The sequence below is a fragment of the Tessaracoccus sp. ZS01 genome, assembly GCF_022342445.1.
In the GTDB taxonomy this organism is placed as follows: domain Bacteria; phylum Actinomycetota; class Actinomycetes; order Propionibacteriales; family Propionibacteriaceae; genus Arachnia.
Genome location: NZ_PQFE01000001.1, coordinates 295,233 through 320,392, shown reverse-complemented (window position 1 = coordinate 320,392; position 25,160 = coordinate 295,233). Strand labels below are relative to the sequence as shown.

The window sequence follows — 25,160 nt, the reverse complement described above, 5'->3', positions numbered from 1 at the left end:
CCTCATTCGTTTCCGGCTGATTCCGCCAGCGCCGAAGCGCCGCCGACGATCTCAGTGATTTCCTGTGTGATGCCCGCCTGGCGAGCCTGGTTCTCGGCGCGGGTCAGCTTCTCGATGAGCTCCTGCGCATTGTCGGTGGCCGACTTCATGGCGCGCTGGCGGTTCGCCAGCTCGGATGCGGCCGACTGGAGGAGCGCCGTGTGGACACGGTTGGCGACGAACAGCGGCAGGAGCCTGTCGAGCACTGTGCGTGCATCGGGCTCGAACTCGTAGAACGGGTGGGTCTCCTCCGCGCTGTCGACGTAGCCGCTGGGGGCGTCCTCGACGACCAACGGAAGTAGTCGCACCGCAACGGCCGTCTGCGTCATCATCGAGACGAAACGCGTGCCGACGATGTGCAACTGGTCGACGCCGCCCTCTTCGTAGGGGCGCAGGAAACGCTCGATGAGGACATCGGCGATCTCCTTGGCGTTGGCGTACGTGGGCCGATCCGAGAAACCGGTCCACGACTGCTCGATGTGACGGTTGCGGAAATCGAAGTACGCCACACCCTTGTTGCCGGTGATGTACTGGACGTTCTCCTGGCCCTCCTGGATGATCTTCGCGTGCAACTGCTCAGCCGCCTTGATGGCATTGGTCGAGTAGGCGCCTGCGAGACCACGGTCAGAGGTGATCAGCAGCATCGCGGAACGACGAGGCTTCTCCACATCGCGCAGCAACGGGTGATCGAGATCCTCCACGCTTGCCAGGGCCGAGACGGCCTGGGTCAGTTCGCGGGTGTACGGGGCCGCGGCTCTCGCCGCCTGCTGCGCCTTGACGACGCGGGAGGCGGCGATGAGCTCCATGGCTCGGGTGATCTTCTTGGTCGTCGATACGGATCGACGACGCTGGCGAAGCTCACGCAGACTGGATGCCATGCTCTATCAGCCCCGCTTCTGGCGCACGATCGTCGTCTGGGCGATGTCCTCGTCCTCGAGCGGCTTGTGCTCCTCGCGGCCGACGAGCAGCTTGCCCTCGGACGTGCGGAAGAGCTTCTTGAACTCGCCGATCGCCTGGACGGTGGCCGCCTTGCGGTCGTCGCCGAACTGGAAGTCGCCGGCGATGTCCGTCAGCACCGACGTGTTGTGGCGCAGGTAGTCGATCAGTTCCTGCTCGAACCGCAGCACGTCATCGACCGGTACGTCATCGAAGTGACCCTCGATGCCGGACCACACGGAGATGATCTGGTCCTCCACCGGGTACGGCGCGTACTGTCCCTGACGCAGCAGCTCGGTGAGGCGGGCGCCCCGGTCGAGCTGGCGACGGGTGGTGGCGTCGAGGTCCGAGGCGAACATGGCGAACGCCTGCATGTCGCGGTACTGGGCCAGGCTCAGCTTCAGCGAACCGGACACCTGCTTCATGGCCTTCACCTGGGCAGCGCCACCGACTCGCGACACCGACACGCCGACGTCGACGGCCGGGCGCTGGTTGGCGTTGAAGAGGTCCGACTGGAGGAAGATCTGGCCGTCGGTGATGGAGATCACGTTGGTCGGGATGTAGGCCGACACGTCGTTGGCCTTCGTCTCGATGATCGGCAGACCGGTCATCGAGCCGCCACCGAGCTCATTCGACAGCTTCGCGCAACGCTCCAGCAGACGGGAGTGGAGGTAGAAGACGTCGCCGGGGTACGCCTCGCGGCCCGGGGGACGACGCAGCAGCAGCGACATCGCACGGTAGGCCTCGGCCTGCTTGGTGAGGTCGTCGAACACGATCAGGACGTGGGCGCCCTGGTACATCCAGTGCTGGCCGATGGCCGACCCGGCGTAGGGGGCGATGTACTTGTAGCCTGCGGGATCCGACGCGGGCGCGTGGACGATGGTGGTGTACTCCATCGCGCCGGCGGCCTCGAGCGTGCCCCTGACCTCGGCGATCGTCGAGCCCTTCTGGCCGATGGCGACGTAGATGCAGCGGACCTGCTTCTTCTTGTCACCGGATTCCCAGTTGGCCTTCTGGTTGATGATCGTGTCGATCGCGATGGCGGTCTTGCCCGTCTTGCGGTCGCCGATGATCAACTGACGCTGGCCACGGCCGATCGGGATCATCGCGTCGATCGACTTCAGACCGGTCTGCAGCGGCTCGCGCACCTCCTGACGGTCCATGACGCCTGCGGCCTGCAGTTCGAGAGCGCGGCGTCCCTCGAGGCCGCTGATCTCGCCGAGACCGTCGATGGGGTTGCCCATGGCGTCCACGACGCGGCCCAGGTAGCCGTCGCCGACCGGGACCGAGAGGACGTCGCCTGTGCCGTGCACGGTCGAGCCTTCGTTGATGCCTTCGGAATCGCCCAGGACGACGACGCCGATCTCACGCTCGTCCAGGTTGAGGGCGATGCCGAGGGTGCCGTTCTCGAAGCGCAGCAGCTCGTTGGCCATGGCCGAGGGCAGGCCCTCGACGCGGGCGATGCCGTCGCCCGAGGAGACGACAGTGCCGACCTCGGTGCGGCCGGCGGCCTTGGGCTCGTACGCCTGCACGAAATCGTCCAGGGCGTTGCGGATCTCGTCCGGACTGATGGTGAGTTCAGCCATGTCGTCCTACTCTTTCTTAGGATTCAGAAGTTGGTGAGCTGCCTGCGGGCATCTTCGAGCCGTGCAGCAACGGTTGATTCGATTACGTCATCGCCGATGACCACGCTCATGCCGCCGAGCACAGCGGGGTCGACCTCGATCTGCAGGTTGACGGGACCGCCGACCTGCTTCTCCAGTGCGGACTTCAGGCGGGAGACACGTTGGGGGTCGAGCGGCCGTGCGACCGTGACCAGGGCCATCTCTTCGCCTGCGATCTCGGCACCCATCTCCACGTACGACTTCGCCGTGAGGGCGAAGGTGCGCTGGCGGGCCTTCGCCGCGCGCGATGCGAGCATCGCGGTTGCGGGGTGGACCTTGCCCGAGACGAGCCGGTTGATGAGGTCGCGTTTGCCTTCCAGCGGATACTGCGCGTTGCGCAGGGCTCCTGCCAGTTCGCGGTTCGCGTCCACGGTCACGGCCAGCTGGTAAAGATCACCCGTGACGTCGTCGATGCGACCCTCGCGGTGCGCGCTGCGCAGCACCAGGCGGATGCCCTGCCGCTCCAGAGCGCGGACCAGCCTGTTGCCGCTGTTCCACGAGTGCTTGACGATCGCCACGACGACGTCGAGCGCCGCCTGCGAGATCTTCCCGCCGAGCAACCGCTCGGCGAGCTGTGCACGGTTGGCCTCGGAGGCCGAAGGATCCGAAAGGCTTCGACGCAGCGTCGGCTGACCGTCGAGCAGATCGACGACGGCGAACAACTCTTCCGCGGTACCGGCATCAGTGCTGATGCCGGCCACCTCGGAGTCGAGCGCAGCGTAGGCAACGTCGCGGGCCGTCATCGATCCGATCCTGCCGTCTCGAGCTCAGCCAGGAAACGATCGATGGTGCGCATGGCACGCTCGTCGTCCGTGAGGGACTCACCGACGATCTTGCCGGCGAGAACGGTGGCCAGGCCGCCGACCTCACCGCGAAGATCCTGAACCAGCTGCGAACGCTCCGCCTCGAGCTGCGCACGGCCCGACTGCAGAATCCGCTGGGATTCCTTGCCTGCCTTGTCGCGAGCCTCGGCGAGGATCGTGGCGGACTGGTTCTTCGCATCCTCACGGATACGGGCGGCTTCCTCACGAGCAGCATTGAGCTGGTCGTTGTACTCAGCGAGCGCAGCTTCGGCCTTAGCCTCTGCGGCTGCAGCGCGTTGCATGCCACCTTCGATCTTGTTCGAGCGCTCTTCGTACATCTTCTCGAATGCCGGAACGACGACCTTCCACATGATGAGGAAGATGATCAGCATCAGGCCGATGCCCGCGAACACCTCCGACCAGTGGTGGGGTGCAAGGGGCCCAAGGATGTCTTGCGCCCCTTCCAAGGGGACCACAGGATGCCTCAGAGAACGAACGCGAGAGCGATGGCGATGATGGCGAGAGCCTCAACAACGGCGAAGCCGATGAAGGCGGTGCTCATCATGGCGCCACGGGCCTCGGGCTGACGGGCGGTGCCGTTGATGACCGACGCGAAGATCCAGGCAACGCCGAGGGCCGGGGCGATCGTGGCGATCGCGTAACCGATCATGTTCAGGTTGCCGGTGATTTCGAGGAGGGACATGTGTTTCCTTTCGGATGACTACCCAGGCGGTCGACCTGGGGAGGATTATCGGTGCTTTAGTGCGCCTCGGCGATCGAGGTCGACACGTACTGGGCGGTGAGGACGGTGAAGATGTAGGCCTGCAGGGCTCCGATGAACAGCTCCAGCAGCATGATGATGAGGCTGAAGAGGATCGAGACGCCGCCGGAGATGTTGTAGAACAGGTTGTCCTGCTGCGTGAGCAGCCAGCCGCCACCGACCACGAACACCATGACCACGAGGTGGCCGGCAAACAGGTTGGCGAAGAGACGCAGGGCCAGCGTGATGGGGCGCGTGATGAACGTGGCCAGGAACTCCAGCGGGATGACCAGCGGCAGCAGGTACACGGGCACGCCGTCGGGGACGAGCGCCCTCTTGAGGAAGCCGCCGAAGCCCCACTTGGCGAAGCCTGCGCCGACGTAGACCAACCAGGAGAGGATGGCCAGGCCGTAGGCGTAGCCGACGTTGGAGAACGCCGGGTACATGAAGTAGAAGAACTGGCCGAACCAGTTGTTCACCAGCAGGAACGTGAAGAGGCCGAGGAGATACGGCAGGAACTTGCGGAAGTCGGAATGGAGGATGTCGCGCGCGATGCCGTTGCGGACGAACTCGTAGAGATACTCCGCGAAGAACTGACCCTTGGTGGGCCGCACCTTCAGCTTGCGGGACGCAATCACCCACAGGGTGATGACCAGCAGGGCGCCGATGACCGCCTGGATGAGGGGCTTGTTGACCCAGTCGGGGAGGACGCCCGGCATGATGGATCCCCAGAGGAAGTCCTCGGTGCCAGGTGGCTCGTAGTCGCCGCCGGTCTCCAGCGGAAGAAGGCCCAGAGTCACGTACCACTCCCATATCGTTTGATGATCAGATACAAGCTACTGACAAGTCCTACGATGAGTCCGAGTGGCAGTAACCATGTTGTCTCGAGGAAATGATCACCGACCCACCCGAGGCCCCCGTAGAAAATCAACCCTGCGAGGATGTAGGCGAGAACGGCCATGCCGTCCTCATGCCCGGTGGGGCCAGAACGCTCTGACCCGTCGCCTGGCGTAGGTGAAGTGCCCATAACGTGGTTGAGCCTAGCGGAAAGAGCAGGTTGTTACACATCGGCGACGTCCTGTCCCAAAAACCTCTGCGGTCAGCCAGCGGACGGCGGCTCGTACTCGTGGTCGTAGACCGGCACCCGCTGGCGGGAGGCCACGAACACGACGCCGAACACCCAGGCCAGAACCGTGCCCGCCACGCTCAGGAGCAGCCATCCCTTGGAGACATGCGGTGCGACGGACGACAGGCTCAGCAGCGCCCACAGCCCGGCCGCGATGCCCACCACCCGGACGCCGTAACTCACGAGGACCAGGCTGAGCCCTTGGAAGGGTTCGAGTTCGGAGGCGACCACCTCGAGCGCCTGCCCGATCGAGTAGAAGATGACGACGGCGGCGAAACCCAGGGCGGCCGTCAGGGCGGCGCTCGGGCCGTCGATGGCCAGGGCGAGGCCGAGGATGGTGAGGCCCACGACATGACCGGCGACGACACCGCCGATCATCATTTCCCTGGCCCGCCGGGTGGCTCCGGTCACCTTGCGGCGCGCTTCAGTCATCGACGCTCTTCCTGTCGACGACCTCGGCCTCGCGGCCGCCGATGAAGCTCGGCGCGGTGCGCACTGGCCAGAGCGTGAGCACGAGCACGGTCACCAGGCTTCCCGCCACCAGCCACACCGCGGTGGAGCGGTTGGTGAGGGCGATCAGCACCAGCCCCACCGAGACGACGGCGGACCAGCCGTACATGAGGAGCACGGCCCCCCAGTGGGAGTGCCCCCGGGCCAGCAGGCGGTGATGCAGGTGCTGTTTGTCCGCCTGGAAAGGGTGCTGGCCGTTCCAGGCCCGCCGCACCCAGGCGAGCATCAGGTCGAGGAGCGGCAGCGCCAGCGCCGCCACCGGCAGCAGGATGGGCAGGATGGCGGGCAGCACGTCGCTGCCCTGCGCCAGCGCGCTGGGGTCGAGCTGGCCCGTGAAGGAGATGGCGCTCATGGCCATCAGCAGGCCGAGCAGCATCGCGCCGGAGTCGCCCATGAACATCTTCGCGGGGTGCCAGTTGTGGAACAGGAACCCCACGGCGATGCCGCAGGTGGCCACCGTGATGAGGCTCGCCGTCGTGGCGCGGGCGAGTTCCTGTTCGTAGGCCAGCACGTACGTGTAGCTGAAGAAGGCGCCGGACCCGATGGCCACCACGCCGGCCGCCAGGCCGTCGAGGCCGTCGACGAAGTTCACGGCGTTGACACAGATGGCGATGATCAGGACGGTCACCATGATGCTGGTGGTGTCGTCGAGCCCGACGATCCGGTTCGGCAGCGGGATCCAGTAGATGCGCACGCCCTGCATGACGGCGACGCCGGCGGCCAGCACCTGGCCGCCCAACTTTACCAACGCCGGCATGTCGTACTTGTCGTCGAGCACGCCGACGATGCAGATGACCAGGCCCGCCCACAGCACGGCGGAGGCATCGTGCTCCACGGTGGTGTACCGGCCGAGGAACGGCATCTGGACGGCGAGCAGCATGGCGATGACCAGGCCACCGAACATCGCCATGCCGCCGAAGTACGGGATGGGATGGGTGTGGACGTCACGGTTGCGGACCGTGGCGAGGGCTCCCGTGCGCACCGCGATGTTCCGGGCCAACCCCGACAGGAGGTAGGTGGCACCGGCTGCGACGAACAGCACCAGGAGGTATTCGCGCACTAGTGACCCGGTTCCTCGGGTTCACCCTCGGCCGAGACGTCGGACTCCGGCTCGGGCTCGGGCGCAGGTTCGGGTTCGGGTCCGGGCTCCGGATCATGTTCCGGTTCGGGCTCCGTCGGTAGGCCGATGACCTGGGGTGCGAACTCGTGCAGCTGCGCCAGGCTCAGCGCGCCTTCCCTGAGGACACGGCCCTCAGGCGAGGAGGCGAAGTCGACGATGGTGGACGCCACTCCCCCGGCGGCGGGCCCGGCGTCGAGGTAGACGGCGACGCGGTCGCCCAGCTGGTCGACCGCCTCCTGGGCCGTCACCGCGGCGGGCCGACCGTGGACGTTGGCGGAGCTCACAGCGAGCGGGCCGGTGTGGCGCAGCAGGGCGCGCGCGCCCTCATGGTCCGGCACCCGGACGGCGACCGTGCCGCCGGTGTCCCCCAGTTGCATGCCGGAGCGGGGCTGGGCGCGCAGGATCAGGGTGAGCGCACCGGGCCAGAAGGCTTTCGCCAGCGCTGCGGCACCCTCGGGCACCTCGTCGGCGACCGCGCGCAGCATGGACGGCTCCGCCACCAGCACGGGCGGGGGCATGTCGCGGCCGCGCTCCTTGGCGTTGAGCAGCCGCTGTACGGCGTCAGCGTCGAAGGCATCTGCCCCGATGCCGTAGACGGTGTCTGTGGGCAGCACGATGCACTGGCCCTCGCGGACGGCCGCGGCGGCCTCGCGGAGGCCGGTGTCGCCGTCGGCGTCGAGGTTGAAGACGCGTGGGGATTGAGTCACAGCCCAATCCTGCCATCATCCGGCGGTGCGGCGGCAGTGACGAACCGTGGGCGGCCCGTCAGATCGTTGCGTGGGGTCACGTCGGCGAAACCGGCCTCCTCGAAGAGGCGCACGACGGCGGGCGCATGGGAGTCGTCGTGTTCCGTGGCGAGGAGCCCACCGGGACGCAGCAGCCGCGTGGCGACCTGAGCGACGACCCGCAGGGCGTCGAGGCCGTCCCGGCCAGAGAAGAGCGCCATCTCGGGGTCCTGCAACACGTCGGCGGGCAGCAGTTGCCTGTGCGGCTCCGGGATGTACGGAGGGTTGACGATCACGAGATCAACGGTGCCGTCGAGTTCGTGGAAAGCCTCCGCCATGTCGCCGAGCACGACGTCGACGGCCAGCCCGTCCAGGTTGCGCACGAGATACGCGTGCGCGTCGGGCGAGAGTTCGACGGCGTGGAGCTCCACCTGGCCCAGTTCGTGCCCGATGGCCGCCGTGATGGCACCCGAGCCAGCGCACAGCTCCACGACACGGCGCCGCCCGACGGGCCGCGCAGCCAGTTGCTTCAACGCCCAGGTGACCATCTCCTCGGTCTCCGGACGCGGGACGAACACGCCGGGGCCGACCTCGAGGGTCTCGTACCGGAAGTAGGCCACGCCGGTCAGGTGCTGCAGCGGCGCACCTTCGGCGCGGAGGTCGACGAGCTGGTCGACGACGGCGCGCTGCCCGGGCGAGACGCTCGCCACCAGCAACTGTGCCGGCTCGATGCCGAGCACATGCGCCACCAGGGTGCGCGCCTCCGGGCCGGGGCTGGGCGAGCCGGAGCGGCTCAGGCGTTCGGCGACCTCGTGGGCGACTTCACTGGCCCTCACCCGCCCACTCCGGCGAGGCGCTCGGCGAGATCCTGCTCGGCCAGCGCGTCGAGTAGCGGGGCGAGCGCCCCCTCGAGCACGGCGTCGAGGTTGTGGGCCTTGAAGCCGATCCGGTGGTCGGTGATCCGGTTCTCCGGGAAGTTGTAGGTGCGGATGCGCTCCGAACGGTCCACGGTGCGCACCTGCGACTTGCGGGCGTCAGAGGCGGCCGCAGCGGCCTCCGCCTCCGCGCGCTGGGTGAGCCGGGCGCGCAGCATCCGCATGGCGGATTCGCGGTTCTGCAGCTGGGAGCGCTCGTTCTGGCAGCTCACCACCACGCCCGTCGGGAGGTGCGTGATGCGCACGGCGGAGTCCGTGGTGTTGACGCCCTGGCCGCCGGGGCCGGAGGAGCGGTACACGTCGATGCGGAGGTCGTCGTCGTTGATCTCCACCTCGTCGGCCTCCACGTCCGGCATCACCAGGACGCCTGCGGCCGAGGTGTGGATGCGGCCCTGCGATTCCGTGACCGGCACCCGCTGGACGCGGTGCACGCCACCCTCGAACTTGAGCCGGCCGTAGGGCCCGAACCCCAGGCTGCTGCCGCCCTTGACCGCGACGGTGACCGACTTGTACCCGCCCAGGTCTGTGTCCTGCGCATCGAGGATCTCGATCTTCCAACCGAGGTCCTCGGCGTAGCGGGTGTACATGCGCAACAGGTCACCGGCGAACAGGGCCGACTCGTCGCCGCCCTCGCCGGACTTGATCTCGACGAGGGCGTCGGCGTCGTCGTTGGGGTCGCGCGGGGCGAGCAGCCGGGTGAGCTTGGCCGTGGCCGTCTCGATCTGGGCGTCCAGTTCCGCGACCTCGTCGGCGAACGCCGGATCGTCGGCCGCCAACTCAGCAGCCGCCCCACGGTCGCCGGTCAGCCTGCGGTACTCCTCGATGCCCTCGACGACGGGACGCAGCGCGGCGTAGCGACGCCCGACCCTGCGGGAGCGGGCCATGTCGGAGTGCAGTTCGGGGTCTGATAGCTGCTTCTCCAGATCGCGGAACTCGTCGATCAGAGGCTGTGCGTTGTCGAACATGGCTGGCTCCTGGGCACGGTGGATCGAGGGCAAAAAGAAACGAACGCCGGTCCGGGCACTGCCCGGATCACGGCGTTCGTCTGCTTGGCTACTTCTTGGCGTAACGCTTCGCGAAGCGCGCCACGCGGCCACCGGTGTCAAGAATCTTCTGCTTGCCGGTGTAGAACGGGTGGCATTCGGCGCACACGTCGGCGTTCAGCGTTGCCTTGGTGCTGTGGGTGGTGTACGTGTTGCCGCAGGTGCAGGTGACCTGGGCCTCGACGTAGTCAGGGTGAATTCCCTGCTTCATGATGAGCTCCTAGGGGTGTGGGTTTCGGCCGGGTCGCCTGGAGGCGGCGTGAACCGGCACATCTACGTATTATGCCACGCGCAACCGTTGCGGCCTAACCGTCCTGAGCCGGGGTGGTCTTGAGCACGCTGAGCAGGAAGTCGTGGTTGCTGGCGGTCTTCGTCATCCGCGACTTCAGCGTCTCCAGCGCGGCCTGGTTGTCCAGACCGGAGAGCGCGCGACGCAGCTTCCAGATGATCTGCAGCTCGTCGCGGTTGAGGAGGAGGTCTTCGCGACGGGTACCCGAGGCGTCGACGTCGATGGCCGGGAAGATGCGCTTGTCCGCGAGTTCGCGGCGCAGCCGCAGTTCCATGTTGCCCGTGCCCTTGAACTCCTCGAAGATGACCTCGTCCATCTTGGAACCGGTCTCGATGAGGGCGGTGGCCAGGATGGTCAGCGAGCCACCGTTCTCGATGTTGCGGGCGGCGCCGAAGAACTTCTTCGGCGGGTACAGCGCCGCCGAGTCCACGCCACCGGACAGGATGCGGCCCGACGCGGGGGCGGCCAGGTTGTAGGCACGCCCCAGACGCGTGATGCCGTCCAGCAGCACGACGACGTCGTGGCCCAGCTCCACCAGGCGCTTGGCGCGCTCGATGGCCAGCTCCGAGATCATGGTGTGGTCCTCGGCGGGGCGGTCGAACGTCGAGGCGATGACCTCGCCGGAGACCGTGCGCTGGAAGTCGGTGACCTCTTCAGGCCGCTCGTCGACCAGGACGACCATGAGGTGCACCTCAGGGTTGTTCGCGGCGATCGCGTTGGCGATGGACTGCATGATCATCGTCTTGCCGGCCTTCGGCGGCGACACGATGAGGCCGCGCTGGCCCTTGCCGATGGGCGAGACCATGTCGATGATGCGGCCGGTGAGGTTGTTCTGCACCGTCTCGAGGCGCAGGCGCTCCTGCGGGTACAGGGGGGTGAGCTTCTGGAACTCGGGACGGCCCTTGGCCTTCTCCGGGTCGTCGCCGTTCACCGAGTCGATGCGCACGAGCGGCTGGAACTTGTCCTTGCGCTCCCCCTCGCGGGCGACGCGCACGGCTCCGCTGATCACATCGCCGCGACGCAGGCCGTAGCGGCGGACGGTGGCCATGGACAGGTAGGCGTCCGCCGGGCCGGGCAGGTAGCCCGTCGTCCGGACGAAGGCGTAGTTGTCGTTGATGTCGACGATGCCGGAGATGTTGGCCAGTTCGTCGTCGTCTGTGACGGTGACCTCGGCGTCCATGCGGTCCATGCCCTGGCCGCCACGGGTGGGGCGGCGCTGGTTGCGGTCTCGGTCACGGCTACGGCGACGGCGACCGCGGCGGGAACCACCCTGGTCGTCGTCATAGCTGGCGGGCTCGACGTTCACGGAGCGGGACTGGGCCGGCTGCTGCTCGCGCTGCTGTTGCTGCGGCTGCTGCTGGCCGCCGGCTGCCGGCTGCGCGCCGCCCATGGCGGCCTCCAGGAGTTCGCCCACCACTTCGATGGTCTCCGGGTTGGGCTGACGCTCGCGGTCTCGGCCGCGGCGACGCCGGGTGCGGGTGCCGTCGCCCTGCTGCTGGTCGCCACGCTGCTGGTCGCCACGCGACTGCTGATCGCGCTGCGGCTGCTGATCGCGCTGCTGGCGCTGTTCGCGGGGCTGCTGGTCACGCTGTTCGCGGGGCTGCTGGTCGCGGGACGACTCGCCATCGCGCGGCTGCTCCGGGGCGGAGGATCCGTTCTTCGGCTGCGCCGCGGTGAGGAGCTCCGCCTGCGCGGGACGCTCGGCGCTGCGCTGGCGCGCTGGCCTGCCGCCTCCCTGGTTCTGGATGGCGGAGACCAGATCGGCCTTCCGCATGGCGGAGATGCCCTTGATGCCCAGCCCTGTGGCCACCTGCTTCAGGTCGACCAGTTTCATGCTGGACAGGTCAGCGGATTCGCTCAACGAGATTCCTTCCCAAGAGCCGACGCGCCGAAAATGGATTCAGGAGGCGCCGTCGGCGTCAGAATGATGGGACCCACTCAGCAGCTGAAGAACTGCGGCAGATTCGCCGCGAACAGCGCCTTCTTCGGTGGGCCACTCATCAGGTTAGCAATGACCCGGCCCAGATACCAAAGTTTCGGGCTAAAACAGTTCCACGCCCCCGGCGGGACGCAGGTGGCGCACGGTGAAACCCGTGACATCGACGGCGTCCACACCGGCCAGCTGCTCGTCAAGGCCGACGGCGATCACCGTCGGCCCCGCCCCGGAGATCGCGGCCGGCGCCCCGGCTCCGCGGAGGCGCAGCATCAGGTCGTGGCTCGACGGCATCATCGGCGCGCGGTACTGCTGGTGCAGCCGGTCCGACGTCGCGTCGAAGAGCAGGTCAGGTCGTTTCGTGAGAGCCAGCGGCAAGGCGGCCGCCGCGATGGCCTGCGCGACGGCGTCGGCGCGCGTCACGGTGTCCGGCAGCACGGCGCGCGCGTCGTCGGTCTTCGACTCGAAGTCCGGCACGAAGGCCACTGCGCGGAAACCTTCTGCCAGCGGCAACTGCACCAGTGAGACCCTCTCGTCGCGGGCCCACGCCAGGATCGCCCCGCCCCAGACCGCGGCACCGGCGTTGTCGGGATGGCCCTCGGCTTCGTGAGCCAGCCGGGTGATGGCGGAACGGTCCATGGGTTCGCCGGGGCGTGCGATCCCCCACGCCAGCGCCAGCCCGGCCACGATGGCGGCCGCCGAGGAGCCCAGGCCCCGGGAGTGCGGAATGGTGTTGTGCGCCGTCAGACGGAACCCGGGCGCCTCAGCGCCCCACGCCGCCAGGCCACGGTGGATGGACCGCACCACGAGATGGCTCTCGTCCGTCGGCACCTGGTGGGCGCCCTCCCCCGTCACCGCAACCTCCAGGCCGGGCGCCTCCCACAGGTCGAGCGTCAGCTCGTCGTACCAGTCGAAGGCCATGCCGACGCAGTCGAACCCGGAGCCCAGGTTCGCCGTCGTGGCCGGCACCCGCACAGTCAGGCGTCGGGCCACCTCAGAAGCCTACGACGCGCATGACGCGCACCTCGGAGCCCACGAAATCAGATTCGCACAGTTGCTCGACGACGGCCGCCAGCGACGACTCCTGCGTGATGTGCGTCATGACGCCGAGGCGGGCCGGGAAGCCCTCCACGTGCACCTCGTCCTCAAGATAGGACTGCTGCACCACGCGCAGCGACACGTTGTGGTCGCCGAACACAGCGGCGCACCTGGCGAGCACGCCTGGGCGGTCCTCCACCTCGAAGCTGACGTAGAACTGCGTCCAGGATTCGCCGACGGGCGCCACCTGGCGGCGGGTGTAGCCCGAGCCGATGTGCGCGGCGGTGCCGCGGTGGCGGTTGCGGCCCACGGTGACGACGTCGCCCATCACCGCGCTGGCCGTCGGGGCCCCGCCCGCACCGGCGCCGAGGAACATCAGTTCGCCGGCCTCACGCGAGTTCACGAAGATGGCGTTGTAGGCGCCACGCACCGCCGCCAGCGGGTGCTTGTTGGCCACCATGGCCGGGTGCACCTTGACGATGATGCGGTCGTCTTCGGTCAGCTTGGCTACCGCGAGGAGCTTGACGGTGCAGTCCATCGACTCGGCCGCGGCGATGTCGGCCTCGGTCACGCCGGTGATGCCCTCGGTGAAGACCTCCTGGCCCTTGACCTCGGTGTGGAAGGCCAGCCCGGCGAGGATGGCGGCCTTCGCCGCCGCATCGTGGCCGCCGACGTCGGCGGTGGGATCGGCTTCGGCGTAACCCAGTTGCTGGGCTTCGGCGAGCGCCGAGTCGAAGCTGACACCGTCTGTGACCATCTTGTCCAGGATGAAATTGGTGGTGCCGTTGACGATGCCCATCACCTCGGTGATGTCGTCGCCCACCAACGACTCGCGCAGCGGCCGGATGATCGGGATGGCGCCCGCGACGGCGGCCTCGTAGTAGAGGTCGACGCCCTTCTCCTCAGCGATGCGGGACAGCTCGCCCAGGTCCTCCGCCAGGAGGGCCTTGTTGGCGGAGATCACCGAGGCGCCCTTCTGGAGGGCCGTGCGCACCAGTTCCCGGGCGGGGTCGAGGCCGCCGATGAGTTCGATGACGATGTCGAGGTCGTCGCGGGCGACGAGGGACTCGAGGTCAGTGGTCAGCAGCGCCGGGTCGATGCCGGGCCGCTCGACGTCCATGCGCCGCACACCGATGCCCACGAGTTCGAGGCGGCGGCCGATGCGGGCCTCGAGGGTGTCACCCTCGTTGAGGATGATGCGTGCCACCTGGCTACCGACGACGCCGGCCCCCAACAGCACAACCTTCAGCGGCTTGCTCACTTACCCACGTCCAATCTCATGAGGTCATCCAGCGTTTCACGGCGCAGCATCACGTCGGTGACACCGTCCTTCGCGCTGACGACAGGGGGCTTCGGGATCTGATTGTAGTTATTGGCCATGCTGCGCGCGTAGGCGCCGGATCCCGGGACGGCGATGAGGTCGCCGATGCGCACGTCCGCGGGGAGGAAGACGTCGCGGATGAGGATGTCGCCACCCTCGCAGTGCTTGCCCACGACGCGGCACAGGACGGGCTGCGCCTCGGAAGTGCGGTTGGCGATGGCGCCGGAATACTCGGCGGCGTACAGGGCCGGGCGGATGTTGTCGCTCATGCCGCCGTCGACGCTGACGTACATCCGCGAGCGGCCACCCTCGAGTTCGACCTGCTTGACGGTGCCGACCTCGTAGACGGCTACGCCGGACGGGCCACAGATGGCGCGGCCGGGCTCGATGCTCAGGTGCGGGCGGTTGATGCCGAACGCGCGGCACTCATGGTCGATCATCTCTTCGAAGGAGGACGCGAGTTCCGTGGTCGTCGACGGCGTGTCGGCCGCGGTGTAGGCGATACCGAAGCCACCGCCGAGGTCCAGCTCCGGTAGTTCGACACCGGTGGCTTGGCGGAACTGTGAGGCCAGCTTCATCGTGCGGCGGATGGCCACCTCGAAGCCGTGCGTCTCGAAGATCTGGGAGCCGATGTGGCTGTGGATGCCGCGCAGCTCGAGGAACCGCGACGAGTGGCAGCGCACCAGCGCGGTCAACGCCGCGCCACCCATGATGCTGAGGCCGAACTTCTGGTCCTCGTGCGCGGTGGCGATGTACTCGTGGGTGTGCGCCTCGACGCCGGTGGTGACGCGGATCAGGACGTTGGCGGTGTGACCGCCGTCGGCGCACGCCCGCTCCAGTCGGTTGATCTCGTCGAAGGAGTCCACGATGATCCGCCCCACGCCCTGCTCGAGGGCGAACGCGATCTCGGCGTCGGATTTGTTGTTGCCATGCAGACCGAGCCGCTCGGCCGGCATCCCGCCGGCCAGCGCGATGCGCATCTCACCCATGGTGGTGACGTCGAGGTTGAGGCCCTCCTCGGCCGCCCAACGTGCAACCCGCCGCGTCAGCAGCGCCTTGCCCGCGTAGTAGACCGACCAGCCGGGGAAGGCCGTGATGAAGTCACGGGCCCTGGAGCGGAAGTCGTCCTCGTCGATCAGGTAGACGGGCGTACCGTGCTCAGCGGCTGCGTCGGTCAGCGCCACACCGGCAACGACGATGCGGCCCTGGTCGTCGCGGTGGGTGCCGCGGGGCCAGAGCTTGAGGTCGAGCTCGTTGAGGTCGTCGGGCACGGTGAGCCACTGGGGCCCGCCCTGCACGGCGTCCGCGTGGATCGAGCCGGCGATGTGCATGTGCGTCATGGGGCCAAGCCTGCCAGAGCACGGTTGGCAATCGTTATTTCGCTCAGCTGGTGGCCACGACCCGGATCTCCCTGGCGTCCCGCAGGAGCACCTGGGTGGGATCACCGTCGACGGGCTCGCCGTCGACGCGGACCTCGACCGAGCCGCAGGCCGCACCGAGGCAGCCGTCGTCGAACCTGACGCCCCACAGGGAGAAGAAGTGACCCAGGGTGGATTCCCGGTTCGATTCCCCCTCCAGCCACACCTCGCCGCCGGCATCGTGCGTGTGCACCGGCGCCTGGATGGCTCGCGGCCGGTCGATCCCGATGTAGGCCGGAATCTCGACGGGGGCGCCGTCCACCGTGACCGCCAGGTCCAGTATCCACGGGTCTGCGTCGTCGCCCAGGCTCAGTTCAGGCAGTCCGGCCGCACGGATGAAGGAGACTGCGTCGCGTGGCGCATCCCAGGGCGGAGCGGTGTCGCGCTGCACGGCAGGTGCGGGCTCCGGGCGCGAGACGCACCCCACGAGCAGCACCGCACTGACCACGAAGACGAGCAACCTACGCACGCGGCAACCATAGCGGCAGGCGGTGGTGGTGTTGACGACCGTTTCGAGGTGCTACCCTTTCACCGGTCGCCTTCGGGCAACAGGCCCCCGTAGCTCAGGGGATAGAGCACCGCCCTCCGGAGGCGGGAGCCGAGGTTCGAATCCTCGCGGGGGCGCAAGCCGTTCACAGGGGAGGCCAGAAGATGACCGGAGCCGGGCGCGCGCCACGTGGCCTGACTTTCCGAGACATTCTCGTTCCCGTGCTGTTGGTGGCACTGTTCGCCGCCACCCGGTATCTCATCCTGCTGTCGCTCAAGCTCGAGCAGGTGGCGTTCATCGCCAACGACGTGAGCTACTACGCGTTCTACCTCAACAAGCTGGACATGGGCGAGACGGGCATCATGCTCGAGTACCCCGTCCCCGCCGTGTGGCTCCTGCAGCTGATCTACACCCTGGGCGGGGGTTGGGAGACCTGGACCCCGGTGTACGTCGGCTGCTTCCTCGCGCTCGACGCCCTGGTGGCGATCCTCATGTACCGACGCGGCAATGCTGCCGGGACACTCTTCTGGATCCTGTTCACCGGCGCGCAGGGGGCGGTGCTCTGGTACCGCTTCGACCTCATTCCCGCGGCCCTGGTCGCAGTCGCCTGCGTGTACGCGCTGAGGTTCCCGAAGATCGCCGGCGGCGCCATCGGGCTGGGCGCGGCCGTGAAGCTGTGGCCGGCGCTGCTGATCGGGCCCCTGTTGGCGCCCGACCCGTTACGCAAGGGGGGCGCCCGCTCGCGACTCATCGGCTTCATCGTGGTGGGCTTCGGCCTGGCTGCCGCGTCGCTGATCACGAGCGGTTGGACCCGTTCGGCCTCTCCGCTGACGTGGCAGAGCGACCGCGGCCTGCAGATCGAATCCGTGCCGGCCACTCCCCTGATGTTCCTGCGCACGTTCACCCACAACGAGAGCTGGCTCATCGAGTTGTCGCAGTACAACGCGCTCGAGATCGTCACCGGCCCGGGCATCAGCCAGCTGCTGACGGTGTCGACTGTGCTGACCGCCGCGTCGGTGCTGCTGACCATCTGGCTGAGCTACCGCCTCATCCGGCTCTTCCGCGAACAGGACCATCGCCTCCACGAGGCCATGCTGCTGGCTGTGCTGGCGATCGTGCTGGCCACGGTGATCGCCAACAAGACGCTGTCGCCGCAGTACATCGTGTGGCTCGGCGGCCCCGTCGCCGCCCTGCTGGTGGTGCAGCGCAGCGAGTGGCTGCGGCGCCACGCCACGGTGATCGCCGTGGCGTTGGTGATCGCCGGTGGCCTCACCCAGTTCACCTACCCGTGGGGCGCATACGGGATCATGGCGATCCCCCAGGGTGCCGGCCCGGAGACCTCCGTGCTCATCCTGCGCAACCTCGTGCTCGTGGCACTGACGATCTACTCCGTCGTGCTGACTGTGAAGGCGACCCGACGCTCCACGTCCTGAGAGTGGTCGGGACGGCTGCCCATTATTGGGTAAGCTCAGTGAAGCAGCCGCAGACGTCTGCGGCCTCCGTCCAAATAGAGGGGAAAGTGGCTTCTGCCACGGAACATGTCAGCACCTGACTCGAATGACCTTTTCGGTGCCAACTCCTGGCTGATCGACGAGAAGCGGGAGGCGTATGACGCAGACCCGCAGTCAGTGGACGCCACCTGGCGTGAGTTCTTCGCTGCCGAGGGTGCACCTCCGCAGCCCGCAGCGGTGGAGTCCGCCGCGCCGCCGACGAGTCGTGCCGCCGAGAAACCGCAGGCCATGCCCCGGGCCGAGACGAAGCCGGCCCCGAAGCCCGAGACGAAGCCGGAAGCCAAGTCGGAGCGCCCGAAGTCGCCCGAGGCGAAGCAGCGCGAAGCGGCCTCCGGCCTGTCGGACGCGCCCGCCCCCAAGCCGGCTGCGGCCAAGACTGAGAGCAAGCCCACCGTCGAAAAGGTGACCACGGGCCGCAACGCGCCGCACAACCCCGGCACCGGTGCCGGCCTCAGCGCCAACACCCCCAACCCGAACGTCCGTCCCGAGCCGACGGGTGCCCAGCCCAAGTACACGGTCCTGCGCGGTGCCCCCATGCGCACGGCCAAGAACATGGACACCTCCCTCACCGTGCCCACGGCCACGTCCGTGCGCTCGGTGCCGATGAAGCTGGTCATCGACCAGCGCGTGCTGATCAACAACTTCCTGCGCCAGTCAAAGGGCGGCAAGGTCTCGTTCACCCACCTCATCGGCTACGCCATGGTGCAGGCTCTCAAGGCCATGCCGGAGATGAACAACGCCTACGACATGGTGGACGGCAAGCCCAACCTGATCGAGAACCCCTCGATCAACCTCGGCATCGCCATCGACATCCAGAAGGGCGACACCCGCCAACTCCTGGTGCCCAACATCAAGGGCTGCGAGAACTTCAACTTCTTCCAGTTCTGGTCCGCCTACGAGCAGGTGGTGCGCAAGACCCGCGCCGGTGATCTGCAGGTGTCGGACTTCGCCGGCACGACGGCGTCGCTCACCAACCCGGGCGGCATCGGCACCAACCACTCGGTGCCCCGCCTGATGACCGGCCAGGGCATGATCCTCGGCGTCGGCAACATCGACTACCCGGCCGAGTTCCAGGGCATGAGCGAGTCCAAGATGACAGACCTCGCGGTGTCCAAGGTCACCACCCTGACCTCCACCTATGACCACCGCGTGATCCAGGGCGCCACCTCCGGAGAGTTCCTGAAGACGATGCACGGGCTGCTGCTCGGCGAGAACGGCTTCTACGACGAGATCTTCGAAGCGCTGCGGATCCCCTACGAGCCCCTCCGGTGGGCCGGTGACATCTCCGCGCACCGCGACAACCAGGTCTCCAAGACCGCCCGGGTGCTGGAGCTGATCAACTCCTACCGCGCGTTCGGCCACCTGGTCGCCGACACGGACCCGCTGGAGTACCGCCAGCGCTCCCATGAGGACCTGCGCCTCGAGACGCACGGGCTCTCCATCTGGGACCTGGACCGCCAGTTCGCGGTGGGCACCTTCGGTGGCTCCGAGCGAACCTACCTGCCGCTGCGCGACATCATCTCCACGTTGCAGGATTCGTACTGCCGCACCGTCGGCATCGAGTACATGCACATCCCGGATCCGCGGCAACGCCGCTGGTTCCAGCAGCGCATGGAGAAGCAGCACCAGGCGCTGACGCACGACGAGCACATGCACGCCCTGGACAAGCTCAACGAGGCGGAGATCTTCGAGACGTTCCTGCAGACGAAGTTCGTCGGCCAGAAGCGCTTCTCCCTCGAGGGCGGCGAGTCCGTCATCGTGCTGCTCGACGAGATCGCACAGCAGGCGGCCAACGACTCCGTCGACGAGGTGTGCATCGGCATGCCACACCGTGGACGCCTCAACGTGCTGGCCAACATCGTCGGCAAGAGCTACGGCCAGATCTTCCGCGAGTTCGACGGCCAGGTCGACAGGTCGGGCACGGGTGACGTGAAGTACCACCTGGGCGCGGAGGGTACCTTCGTCGCCTCGAACGGTGCCACCGTCAAGACGTCCGTGGCCGCCAACCCGTCGCACCTGGAGGCCGTGAACCCGGTGCTCCAGGGCATCGCCCGCGCCAAGCAGGACATGCTGCGCCAGAGCGACTACCCGGTGCTCCCCCTCACCATGCACGGCGACGCGTCGTTCGCCGGCCAGGGCGTGGTCTTCGAGACGCTGCAGATGTCGCAGCTGCGCGGCTACAAGACCGGTGGCACGATCCACGTCGTGGTCAACAACCAGGTGGGCTTCACCACGGCGCCCACCGAGTCGCGTTCTTCGACGTACTCCACCGACGTGGCCAAGTCCATCTCCGCCCCCGTGCTGCACGTCAATGGCGATGACCCGGATTCGTGCATCCGCGCGGCCCGCATCGCGTTCGAGTACCGGCAGACGTTCCACAAGGACGTCGTCATCGACATGGTCTGCTACCGGCGTCGTGGCCACAACGAGGGTGATGACCCGAGCTTCACGCAGCCGAACATGTACGACCTCATCGAGCAGAAGCGCTCCACGCGCCGGCTCTACACCGAGTCGCTGATCGGCCGTGGTGACATCTCCATGGCCGACGCCGAGGACGTCATGAACCGCTTCCGCGCCCGCCTCGAGAACGTGTTCCGCGAGGTGCGCGACTCCAAGGGCGCGCCGGACGAGTACCGCAAGGTGCCGTACTACCCCACCAAGCCGGAAGAGCGGCTCACTGAGATCACCACGGAGATGCTGCAGCGGATCGCCAACGTGCACACGCAGTTCCCGGAGGGGTTCGCCGTGCACCCGAAGGTCCAGCCGCAGCTCGAGCGCCGCGCCGAGGCGATCATGAACGGCCCCATCGACTGGGCGACCGCTGAGATGATCGCCATCGGGTCGCTGCTCATCGAGGGTCGCCCGGTGCGCATGGCCGGCCAGGATTCGAGGCGGGGCACGTTCTCGCAGCGTTTCGCCGCCATCGTGGACCGGGTCACCAACGAGGCGTGGGTGCCTCTGAAGCACCTCACCGAGGACCAGGCCACCTTCGAGGTGTGGGATTCGCTGCTGAGCGAATATGCCGCCCTCGGCTTCGAGTACGGCTACTCGGTGGCCCGTCCCGACGCGTTGGTGCTGTGGGAGGCGCAGTTCGGCGACTTCGTCAACGGCGCCCAGATCATCTCGGACGAGTTCGTCGCCTCGGGCAACGCCAAGTGGGGCCAGAAGTCGGGCGTGTGCCTGCTGCTCCCCCACGGCTATGAGGGACAGGGGCCGGACCACTCGTCGGCCCGCATCGAACGCTGGCTGCAGCTCTGCGCCGAAGGCGCGCTCGCGGTGTGCCAGCCGTCGACTCCCGCGAACCACTTCCACCTGTTGCGCCAGCACGCGTACGTCAACTGGCACCGCCCCGTCGTGATCGCCACCCCGAAGTCGATGCTGCGCAACAAGCTGGCGACGTCGACGCCGGAGGAGTTCACCTCCGGCCGCTGGCACCCCGCTCTGGACGATCCCACCATCAAGGACCCGTCGAAGGTGGAACGCATCGTCCTGTGCTCCGGCAAGGTCCGTTGGGATCTGGTGGCCCGCCGCGAGAAGAACGGTCATGACGGGAAGATCGCGATCATCGCCCTGGAGCGCCTCTACCCGCTTCCGGCCGAGGAACTCGTGTCCATCCTGCGTCGGTACTCGCACGTCAGCGACATCCGCTTCGTGCAGGACGAGCCGGAGAACCAGGGGGCGTGGCCGTTCATGTCGGTGCACCTGCCCGGTGCCGTCAAGGAACTGTTCCCCGAATTCGACATGAAGATGACCCGGGTGACCCGTCCGTGGTCGTCGGCGCCGTCGGTGGGTTCGATGGCGGTGCACAAGCAGCAGGAGGAGGACCTGCTGCGCGCCGCCCTGGGCTGAGGCCCTAAGCTTTCGGTCATGTATTTCACTGACCGCGGGCTGGAAGAGCTGGTTGATCGGCGCGGCCACGAGGAGGTCTCCTTCGAGTGGCTCGCCGAACAACTACGCACCTTCGTCGACCTCAACTCCGAATTCGAAACCCCCGTGGAGCGTCTGGCCTCGTGGCTCGCGCGTCTCGACGACGACGAGGAGGACTGATGCTGGATCTCGATGCGTTGAGAGACCGTTACCGCGCTGTGGTGGGCAGTGAACCCGAGGGCCTGTGGTTCGCTCCGGGTCGGGTGAATCTCATCGGTGAGCACACCGACTACAACGACGGGTTCGTCCTGCCGTTCGCCCTCGACAAGAAGGCGGTCATCGCGGGCGGTCGCCGCGACGACGACGAGCTCGTGATGGTCTCGCTCGAACTCGACGACGAGGTGCGCCTGGGGATCGAGGACCTGTCCCCCGGCACCGAGGGCTGGTCCTCGTACCTCGCCGGTGTCGTCTGGGCGCTGCGCGAGGCCGGCCACGCCGTGGGTGGGGCCAACCTGGTGATGAGTTCGGACGTGCCCCTCGGTGCGGGCCTGTCGAGCTCCGCCGCCATCGAATGCGCCACCGTCGCGGTACTCGCAGACCTGTACGGGCTCGACATCGAGCCCATCGACCGCGCCAAGCTCGCCCGCGTGGCCGAGAACGCCTATGTGGGAGCACCCACGGGCCTGCTGGACCAGGCCGCCAGCACCCTGTGCGAGGCCGAGCACGGCCTGTTCCTGGACTGCCGCACGCTGGAGACAGAGCAGGTTCCCCTGCCGATGGCCGAGCAGGGCTACGAGATGCTGGTGCTCGACACGAAGACCCCGCACAGCCACGTCGACGGCGAATACGGCACCCGCCGGGCCTCCTGCGAGCAGGCGGCCGCCATCCTGGGCATCCCTGCGCTGCGCGACGTCACTGACCTGGACGAGGCCATCAAGAAACTCGAGGACCCCACCATGGTGAAGCGGGTGCGGCACGTGGTCACGGAGAATGAGCGAGTCCTGAAGGCTTTCGAGGTGGCGCGATCCGCAGATCTCGCGGAGTTGGCACCGCTGCTGGATGCGTCGCACGCCTCGATGCGCGACGACTACGAGATCACGGTGCCCACCGTCGACCTCGCCGTGGACACGGCCAAGCGGGCCGGCGCCCTGGGTGCGCGCATGACTGGCGGCGGTTTCGGCGGCTGCATCATCGCGCTGACAAAGGCCGGCGAGGCGGACCGGATCGGTCAGGCCATCGCCACCGCCTTCGCCGACGCGGGCTTCGGTGCCCCGGAGTGGTTCACCGCCACGCCGGCCGCCGGAGCAGGGCGGCTCGTCTAGAGCTGCTCCAGCTCGCCGCGACCCACCGCCACCACAGAGGTGACGACCGTCGCGAGGATGAAGGGGGCCACGACGAGGGCACCGATGAACTGCGCGCGGTCATCGGTGCCCAGCAGGCTGTAGACGACCATGGCGTGCAGCAGGGACGAAGCGACGATCAGGCCCAGCGCCCACCGCTGGCCGCGCACCACCAGCCAGGCGAAGGCGATCAGGGCGATGCCGTAGACCGAGAGCATCGCCGCCACCCCGATGCCGAACATCCTGCTGTTGGCCACCAGCGTGCCGAAGGCGACGCCCAGGATGGCCAGACCGATCAGGGCGGTCAGGATCACAGGGATCGCCAGCAGTGGGCGTCGCAGCACAGCAGTCACCCGATCAGCGTGCCCCAGCCAGCAATTCTCAGCAAGTCTGCAGCCGATCGGCGCGGTATACAACACGCAGCCACTGCTATTGCTTATCGTTGCCGGCAAGGGTAATCTGCATGAGCTTGCGGAGAATTCCGCAGCGGATATTCCCCCCCGACAGAAGGAGTACAACTATGGATTGGCGCCACCGGGCTGCCTGCCTCACTGAGGATCCGGAGTTGTTCTTTCCCGTCGGCAACACGGGGCCGGCCTTGGCTCAAATCGAAGAGGCCAAGAAGATCTGCGCCCGTTGTGTCGTCAAGGACCAGTGCCTCTCGTGGGCACTCGAAGCCGGTCAGGACCACGGCGTCTGGGGCGGTCTGAGCGAAGACGAGCGTCGCGCGATCAAGCGCCGCGCCGCCCGCTCCCGCCTCCGCAACAACTGACCCGACCCGCCGTTGTGAGCCCTCTCGGGGGCCAACTCTGCGCGTCCTGAGTTGTCAGGGAACGGGCAGCACGATGTGGGCCACGGCGCCCTCGCCGTCCTCTCTGTTCCTCAGCGTGAAGGTGCCGTCGAGGTCGTGGATCAGCGTCGAGATGATCGACAGCCCCAACGACTTCTGCGATCCCATCCGGAATCCGTCGGGGAGACCGTTGCCGCCGTCGAGGATGTCGATGGTCAGCGTGCCACCGTCGCGGTGGGGCCGCACCTCCACGAGCCCTGAGGCGCTGTCCAGGCCGTGCTCGACGGCGTTCTGGCAGAGCTCGGTGATCACCATCGACAGCGACGTGGCCATCTCCGCCGGGATCACTCCGAACGTGCCGCGCCGCGTGGCCCGTACCGTGCCGGCTGAGGCGGCCAGGTCGCCCACCATCTCGAGGATCTTGTCGCAGACGCCGTCGAAGGCCACCTCCTCCACCAGCGAGTAGCTGAGGGTCTCGTGGACCATGGCGATCGACGACACGCGGCGCATGGCGTCGCGCAGGGCCTCGCGGCCCTCCTCGGACTTCAACCGCCGCGATTGCATGCGCAGCAGCGCGGCCACCGTCTGCAGGTTGTTCTTCACCCGGTGGTGGATCTCGCGGATGGTGGCGTCCTTGGTCACCAGCATCCGGTCGCGGCGCCGCAGGTCTGTGGTGTCGCGGCACAGGACGAGCATGCCGGCGGTGGTGAACTCCAGCCACAGCGGCAACACCACGAAGCGCATGGACGCGCCCCGGGCCTCGACGTCGAACTCCAGGGTGAGCCTGCCGTCGATGTCCGCGTTGACCGTCTGCCCCATCGACTCGACACCCTGCCTGAGTTGGCGGGTGAGTTCCCTGAACCGCTCCCCCTCGATGTCGCCGATGGCCCCCAACCTGCGGTAGCCGGTGATGGCGTTGGGGCTGGCGTACGAGATGACGCCGTCGGGCTGCACCCTGAGCACGCCGTCGGCGACTCGCGGCATGAGCGCCTTGTCCGACGGGGGCACCAATGGGAACTCGCCGCGCATCAGCATCTGGGTGAGGATCTCTGCGGCTTCGAGGTAGTTCTCCTCGAGGGCACCGGTGGCGCGCATGCCCATCTGGTTGGTGTGGCGCTCGATCACCGCGACCGGGCGGTCGTGCCTCAGAACCGGGATGGCCCAGACGTCGACGGGGATGCCGGCGGAGATCGCGTTGTCCGTGGTTTCCGCGATTTCGTGCGTCATGAAGGCAACTGTGACCTGATGGTCCGGCTCATACTCGATGAGTTCCCCCACGATGTCCTCCTCGAGGGCTGTGGGGCCCGTCACCGGCCTCACCTGGGCGGTACAGGCGAAGATGTCGCCTTCTTCGGTGAGGGGTTTCCAGAGGACCAGGTCAGAGAAACTCAGGTCTGCCAGCATCTGCCAGCCGGACACGAACGCGTCCAGCCACTCGTCGTCGCTCATCAGGTCTACGTCACGGGTCACAGGCTCCACTCTGCCACGGACACCCTTTTCCGTGC

At 67.6% G+C, this 25,160-nt stretch carries 24 protein-coding genes and 1 tRNA gene; 6 read left to right on the top strand and 19 right to left on the bottom strand.

The features are described from left to right. Positions 1 to 2: 2 nt before the first annotated feature. From C3E87_RS01570 to C3E87_RS01490, 17 genes are all read right to left on the bottom strand, one after another. On the bottom strand, positions 3 to 917 hold the full coding sequence (locus C3E87_RS01570) for a F0F1 ATP synthase subunit gamma (protein WP_076058521.1): 915 nt from the start codon (positions 915 to 917) through the stop codon (positions 3 to 5). 6 nt (positions 918 to 923) lie between these two features. Then, positions 924 to 2,561: a F0F1 ATP synthase subunit alpha gene (atpA, locus tag C3E87_RS01565; protein ID WP_076058518.1), complete on the bottom strand. Its 1,638-nt coding sequence runs from the start codon at positions 2,559 to 2,561 to the stop codon at positions 924 to 926. A 23-nt stretch (positions 2,562 to 2,584) separates the two neighbouring features. Then, positions 2,585 to 3,382 (bottom strand): F0F1 ATP synthase subunit delta, encoded by a 798-nt coding sequence (locus C3E87_RS01560; RefSeq protein WP_076058516.1) that lies wholly within the window; start codon positions 3,380 to 3,382, stop codon positions 2,585 to 2,587. Further along, positions 3,379 to 3,909 (bottom strand): F0F1 ATP synthase subunit B, encoded by a 531-nt coding sequence (locus C3E87_RS01555; RefSeq protein WP_076059433.1) that lies wholly within the window; start codon positions 3,907 to 3,909, stop codon positions 3,379 to 3,381. The genes C3E87_RS01560 and C3E87_RS01555 overlap by 4 nt, the downstream gene beginning before the upstream one ends. Before the next feature lie 17 nt (positions 3,910 to 3,926). Further along, on the bottom strand, positions 3,927 to 4,145 hold the full coding sequence (gene atpE, locus C3E87_RS01550) for an ATP synthase F0 subunit C (RefSeq protein WP_076058514.1): 219 nt from the start codon (positions 4,143 to 4,145) through the stop codon (positions 3,927 to 3,929). Between the two features lie 56 nt (positions 4,146 to 4,201). Continuing rightward, complete coding sequence (gene atpB / locus C3E87_RS01545) at positions 4,202 to 5,002, bottom strand: F0F1 ATP synthase subunit A (protein WP_233120660.1); 801 nt, start codon at positions 5,000 to 5,002, stop codon at positions 4,202 to 4,204. 299 nt (positions 5,003 to 5,301) lie between these two features. Continuing rightward, entirely contained in the window at positions 5,302 to 5,760 is a 459-nt protein-coding gene (locus C3E87_RS01540; protein WP_143570842.1) for a hypothetical protein, read from the bottom strand. Next, a complete protein-coding gene (locus C3E87_RS01535; RefSeq protein ID WP_076058508.1) occupies positions 5,753 to 6,898 on the bottom strand; it encodes an MraY family glycosyltransferase in 1,146 nt (381 codons plus the stop codon). Before C3E87_RS01535 ends, C3E87_RS01540 begins: the two co-directional genes overlap by 8 nt. Then, a complete protein-coding gene (locus C3E87_RS01530) occupies positions 6,898 to 7,665 on the bottom strand; it encodes an L-threonylcarbamoyladenylate synthase (protein ID WP_076058506.1) in 768 nt (255 codons plus the stop codon). The genes C3E87_RS01535 and C3E87_RS01530 overlap by 1 nt, the downstream gene beginning before the upstream one ends. Then, on the bottom strand, positions 7,662 to 8,519 hold the full coding sequence (gene prmC, locus C3E87_RS01525) for a peptide chain release factor N(5)-glutamine methyltransferase (protein WP_076058504.1): 858 nt from the start codon (positions 8,517 to 8,519) through the stop codon (positions 7,662 to 7,664). The genes C3E87_RS01530 and prmC overlap by 4 nt, the downstream gene beginning before the upstream one ends. Beyond that, positions 8,516 to 9,583: a peptide chain release factor 1 gene (gene prfA, locus C3E87_RS01520; RefSeq protein WP_076058502.1), complete on the bottom strand. Its 1,068-nt coding sequence runs from the start codon at positions 9,581 to 9,583 to the stop codon at positions 8,516 to 8,518. The genes prmC and prfA overlap by 4 nt, the downstream gene beginning before the upstream one ends. 88 nt (positions 9,584 to 9,671) lie before the next feature. Further along, positions 9,672 to 9,872 (bottom strand): 50S ribosomal protein L31, encoded by a 201-nt coding sequence (gene rpmE, locus C3E87_RS01515; protein WP_076058500.1) that lies wholly within the window; start codon positions 9,870 to 9,872, stop codon positions 9,672 to 9,674. A gap of 94 nt (positions 9,873 to 9,966) precedes the next feature. Then, on the bottom strand, positions 9,967 to 11,811 hold the full coding sequence (gene rho / locus C3E87_RS01510) for a transcription termination factor Rho (RefSeq protein WP_076058497.1): 1,845 nt from the start codon (positions 11,809 to 11,811) through the stop codon (positions 9,967 to 9,969). A 180-nt stretch (positions 11,812 to 11,991) separates the two neighbouring features. After that, complete coding sequence (gene thrB / locus C3E87_RS01505; RefSeq protein ID WP_076058495.1) at positions 11,992 to 12,876, bottom strand: homoserine kinase; 885 nt, start codon at positions 12,874 to 12,876, stop codon at positions 11,992 to 11,994. Position 12,877: 1 nt separating this feature from the next. Further along, the gene (locus tag C3E87_RS01500; protein ID WP_076058493.1) at positions 12,878 to 14,182 is read right to left on the bottom strand and encodes a homoserine dehydrogenase; all 1,305 of its coding nucleotides are present in this window, start codon (positions 14,180 to 14,182) and stop codon (positions 12,878 to 12,880) included. Further along, positions 14,179 to 15,582: a diaminopimelate decarboxylase gene (lysA, locus tag C3E87_RS01495; RefSeq protein ID WP_076058490.1), complete on the bottom strand. Its 1,404-nt coding sequence runs from the start codon at positions 15,580 to 15,582 to the stop codon at positions 14,179 to 14,181. The genes C3E87_RS01500 and lysA overlap by 4 nt, the downstream gene beginning before the upstream one ends. A 43-nt stretch (positions 15,583 to 15,625) precedes the next feature. Continuing rightward, positions 15,626 to 16,129, bottom strand: coding sequence for a hypothetical protein (locus C3E87_RS01490; protein ID WP_233120659.1), 504 nt, complete (start codon positions 16,127 to 16,129; stop codon positions 15,626 to 15,628). A gap of 83 nt (positions 16,130 to 16,212) precedes the next feature. Between C3E87_RS01490 and C3E87_RS01485 the strand changes: the two genes are divergently transcribed. The 5 genes from C3E87_RS01485 to galK all read left to right on the top strand — a co-directional run bounded on the left by C3E87_RS01485 (position 16,213) and on the right by galK (position 22,847). Further along, positions 16,213 to 16,284: transfer RNA gene (locus C3E87_RS01485), tRNA-Arg, on the top strand. Positions 16,285 to 16,368: 84 nt separating this feature from the next. Then, a complete protein-coding gene (locus C3E87_RS01480) occupies positions 16,369 to 17,580 on the top strand; it encodes a glycosyltransferase 87 family protein (protein ID WP_076058488.1) in 1,212 nt (403 codons plus the stop codon). 105 nt (positions 17,581 to 17,685) lie between these two features. Beyond that, on the top strand, positions 17,686 to 21,507 hold the full coding sequence (locus C3E87_RS01475; protein WP_076058486.1) for a multifunctional oxoglutarate decarboxylase/oxoglutarate dehydrogenase thiamine pyrophosphate-binding subunit/dihydrolipoyllysine-residue succinyltransferase subunit: 3,822 nt from the start codon (positions 17,686 to 17,688) through the stop codon (positions 21,505 to 21,507). A gap of 18 nt (positions 21,508 to 21,525) precedes the next feature. After that, positions 21,526 to 21,705, top strand: a complete 180-nt coding sequence (locus C3E87_RS01470; RefSeq protein ID WP_076058484.1) for a DUF6104 family protein — start codon at positions 21,526 to 21,528, stop codon at positions 21,703 to 21,705. Continuing rightward, positions 21,705 to 22,847, top strand: coding sequence for a galactokinase (gene galK / locus C3E87_RS01465; RefSeq protein ID WP_076058483.1), 1,143 nt, complete (start codon positions 21,705 to 21,707; stop codon positions 22,845 to 22,847). Before C3E87_RS01470 ends, galK begins: the two co-directional genes overlap by 1 nt. On the opposite strand, the gene C3E87_RS01460 is transcribed toward galK, so the two are convergent. Beyond that, complete coding sequence (locus C3E87_RS01460; RefSeq protein WP_143570840.1) at positions 22,844 to 23,218, bottom strand: hypothetical protein; 375 nt, start codon at positions 23,216 to 23,218, stop codon at positions 22,844 to 22,846. The genes galK and C3E87_RS01460 overlap by 4 nt on opposite strands. A gap of 167 nt (positions 23,219 to 23,385) precedes the next feature. Here C3E87_RS01460 and C3E87_RS01455 point away from each other — a divergent pair, with 167 nt between their 5' ends. Then, a complete protein-coding gene (locus C3E87_RS01455; RefSeq protein WP_076058478.1) occupies positions 23,386 to 23,637 on the top strand; it encodes a WhiB family transcriptional regulator in 252 nt (83 codons plus the stop codon). A 54-nt stretch (positions 23,638 to 23,691) separates the two neighbouring features. On the opposite strand, the gene C3E87_RS01450 is transcribed toward C3E87_RS01455, so the two are convergent. After that, on the bottom strand, positions 23,692 to 25,104 hold the full coding sequence (locus C3E87_RS01450; RefSeq protein ID WP_076059427.1) for a sensor histidine kinase: 1,413 nt from the start codon (positions 25,102 to 25,104) through the stop codon (positions 23,692 to 23,694). Between the last annotated feature and the right edge of the window lie 56 nt (positions 25,105 to 25,160).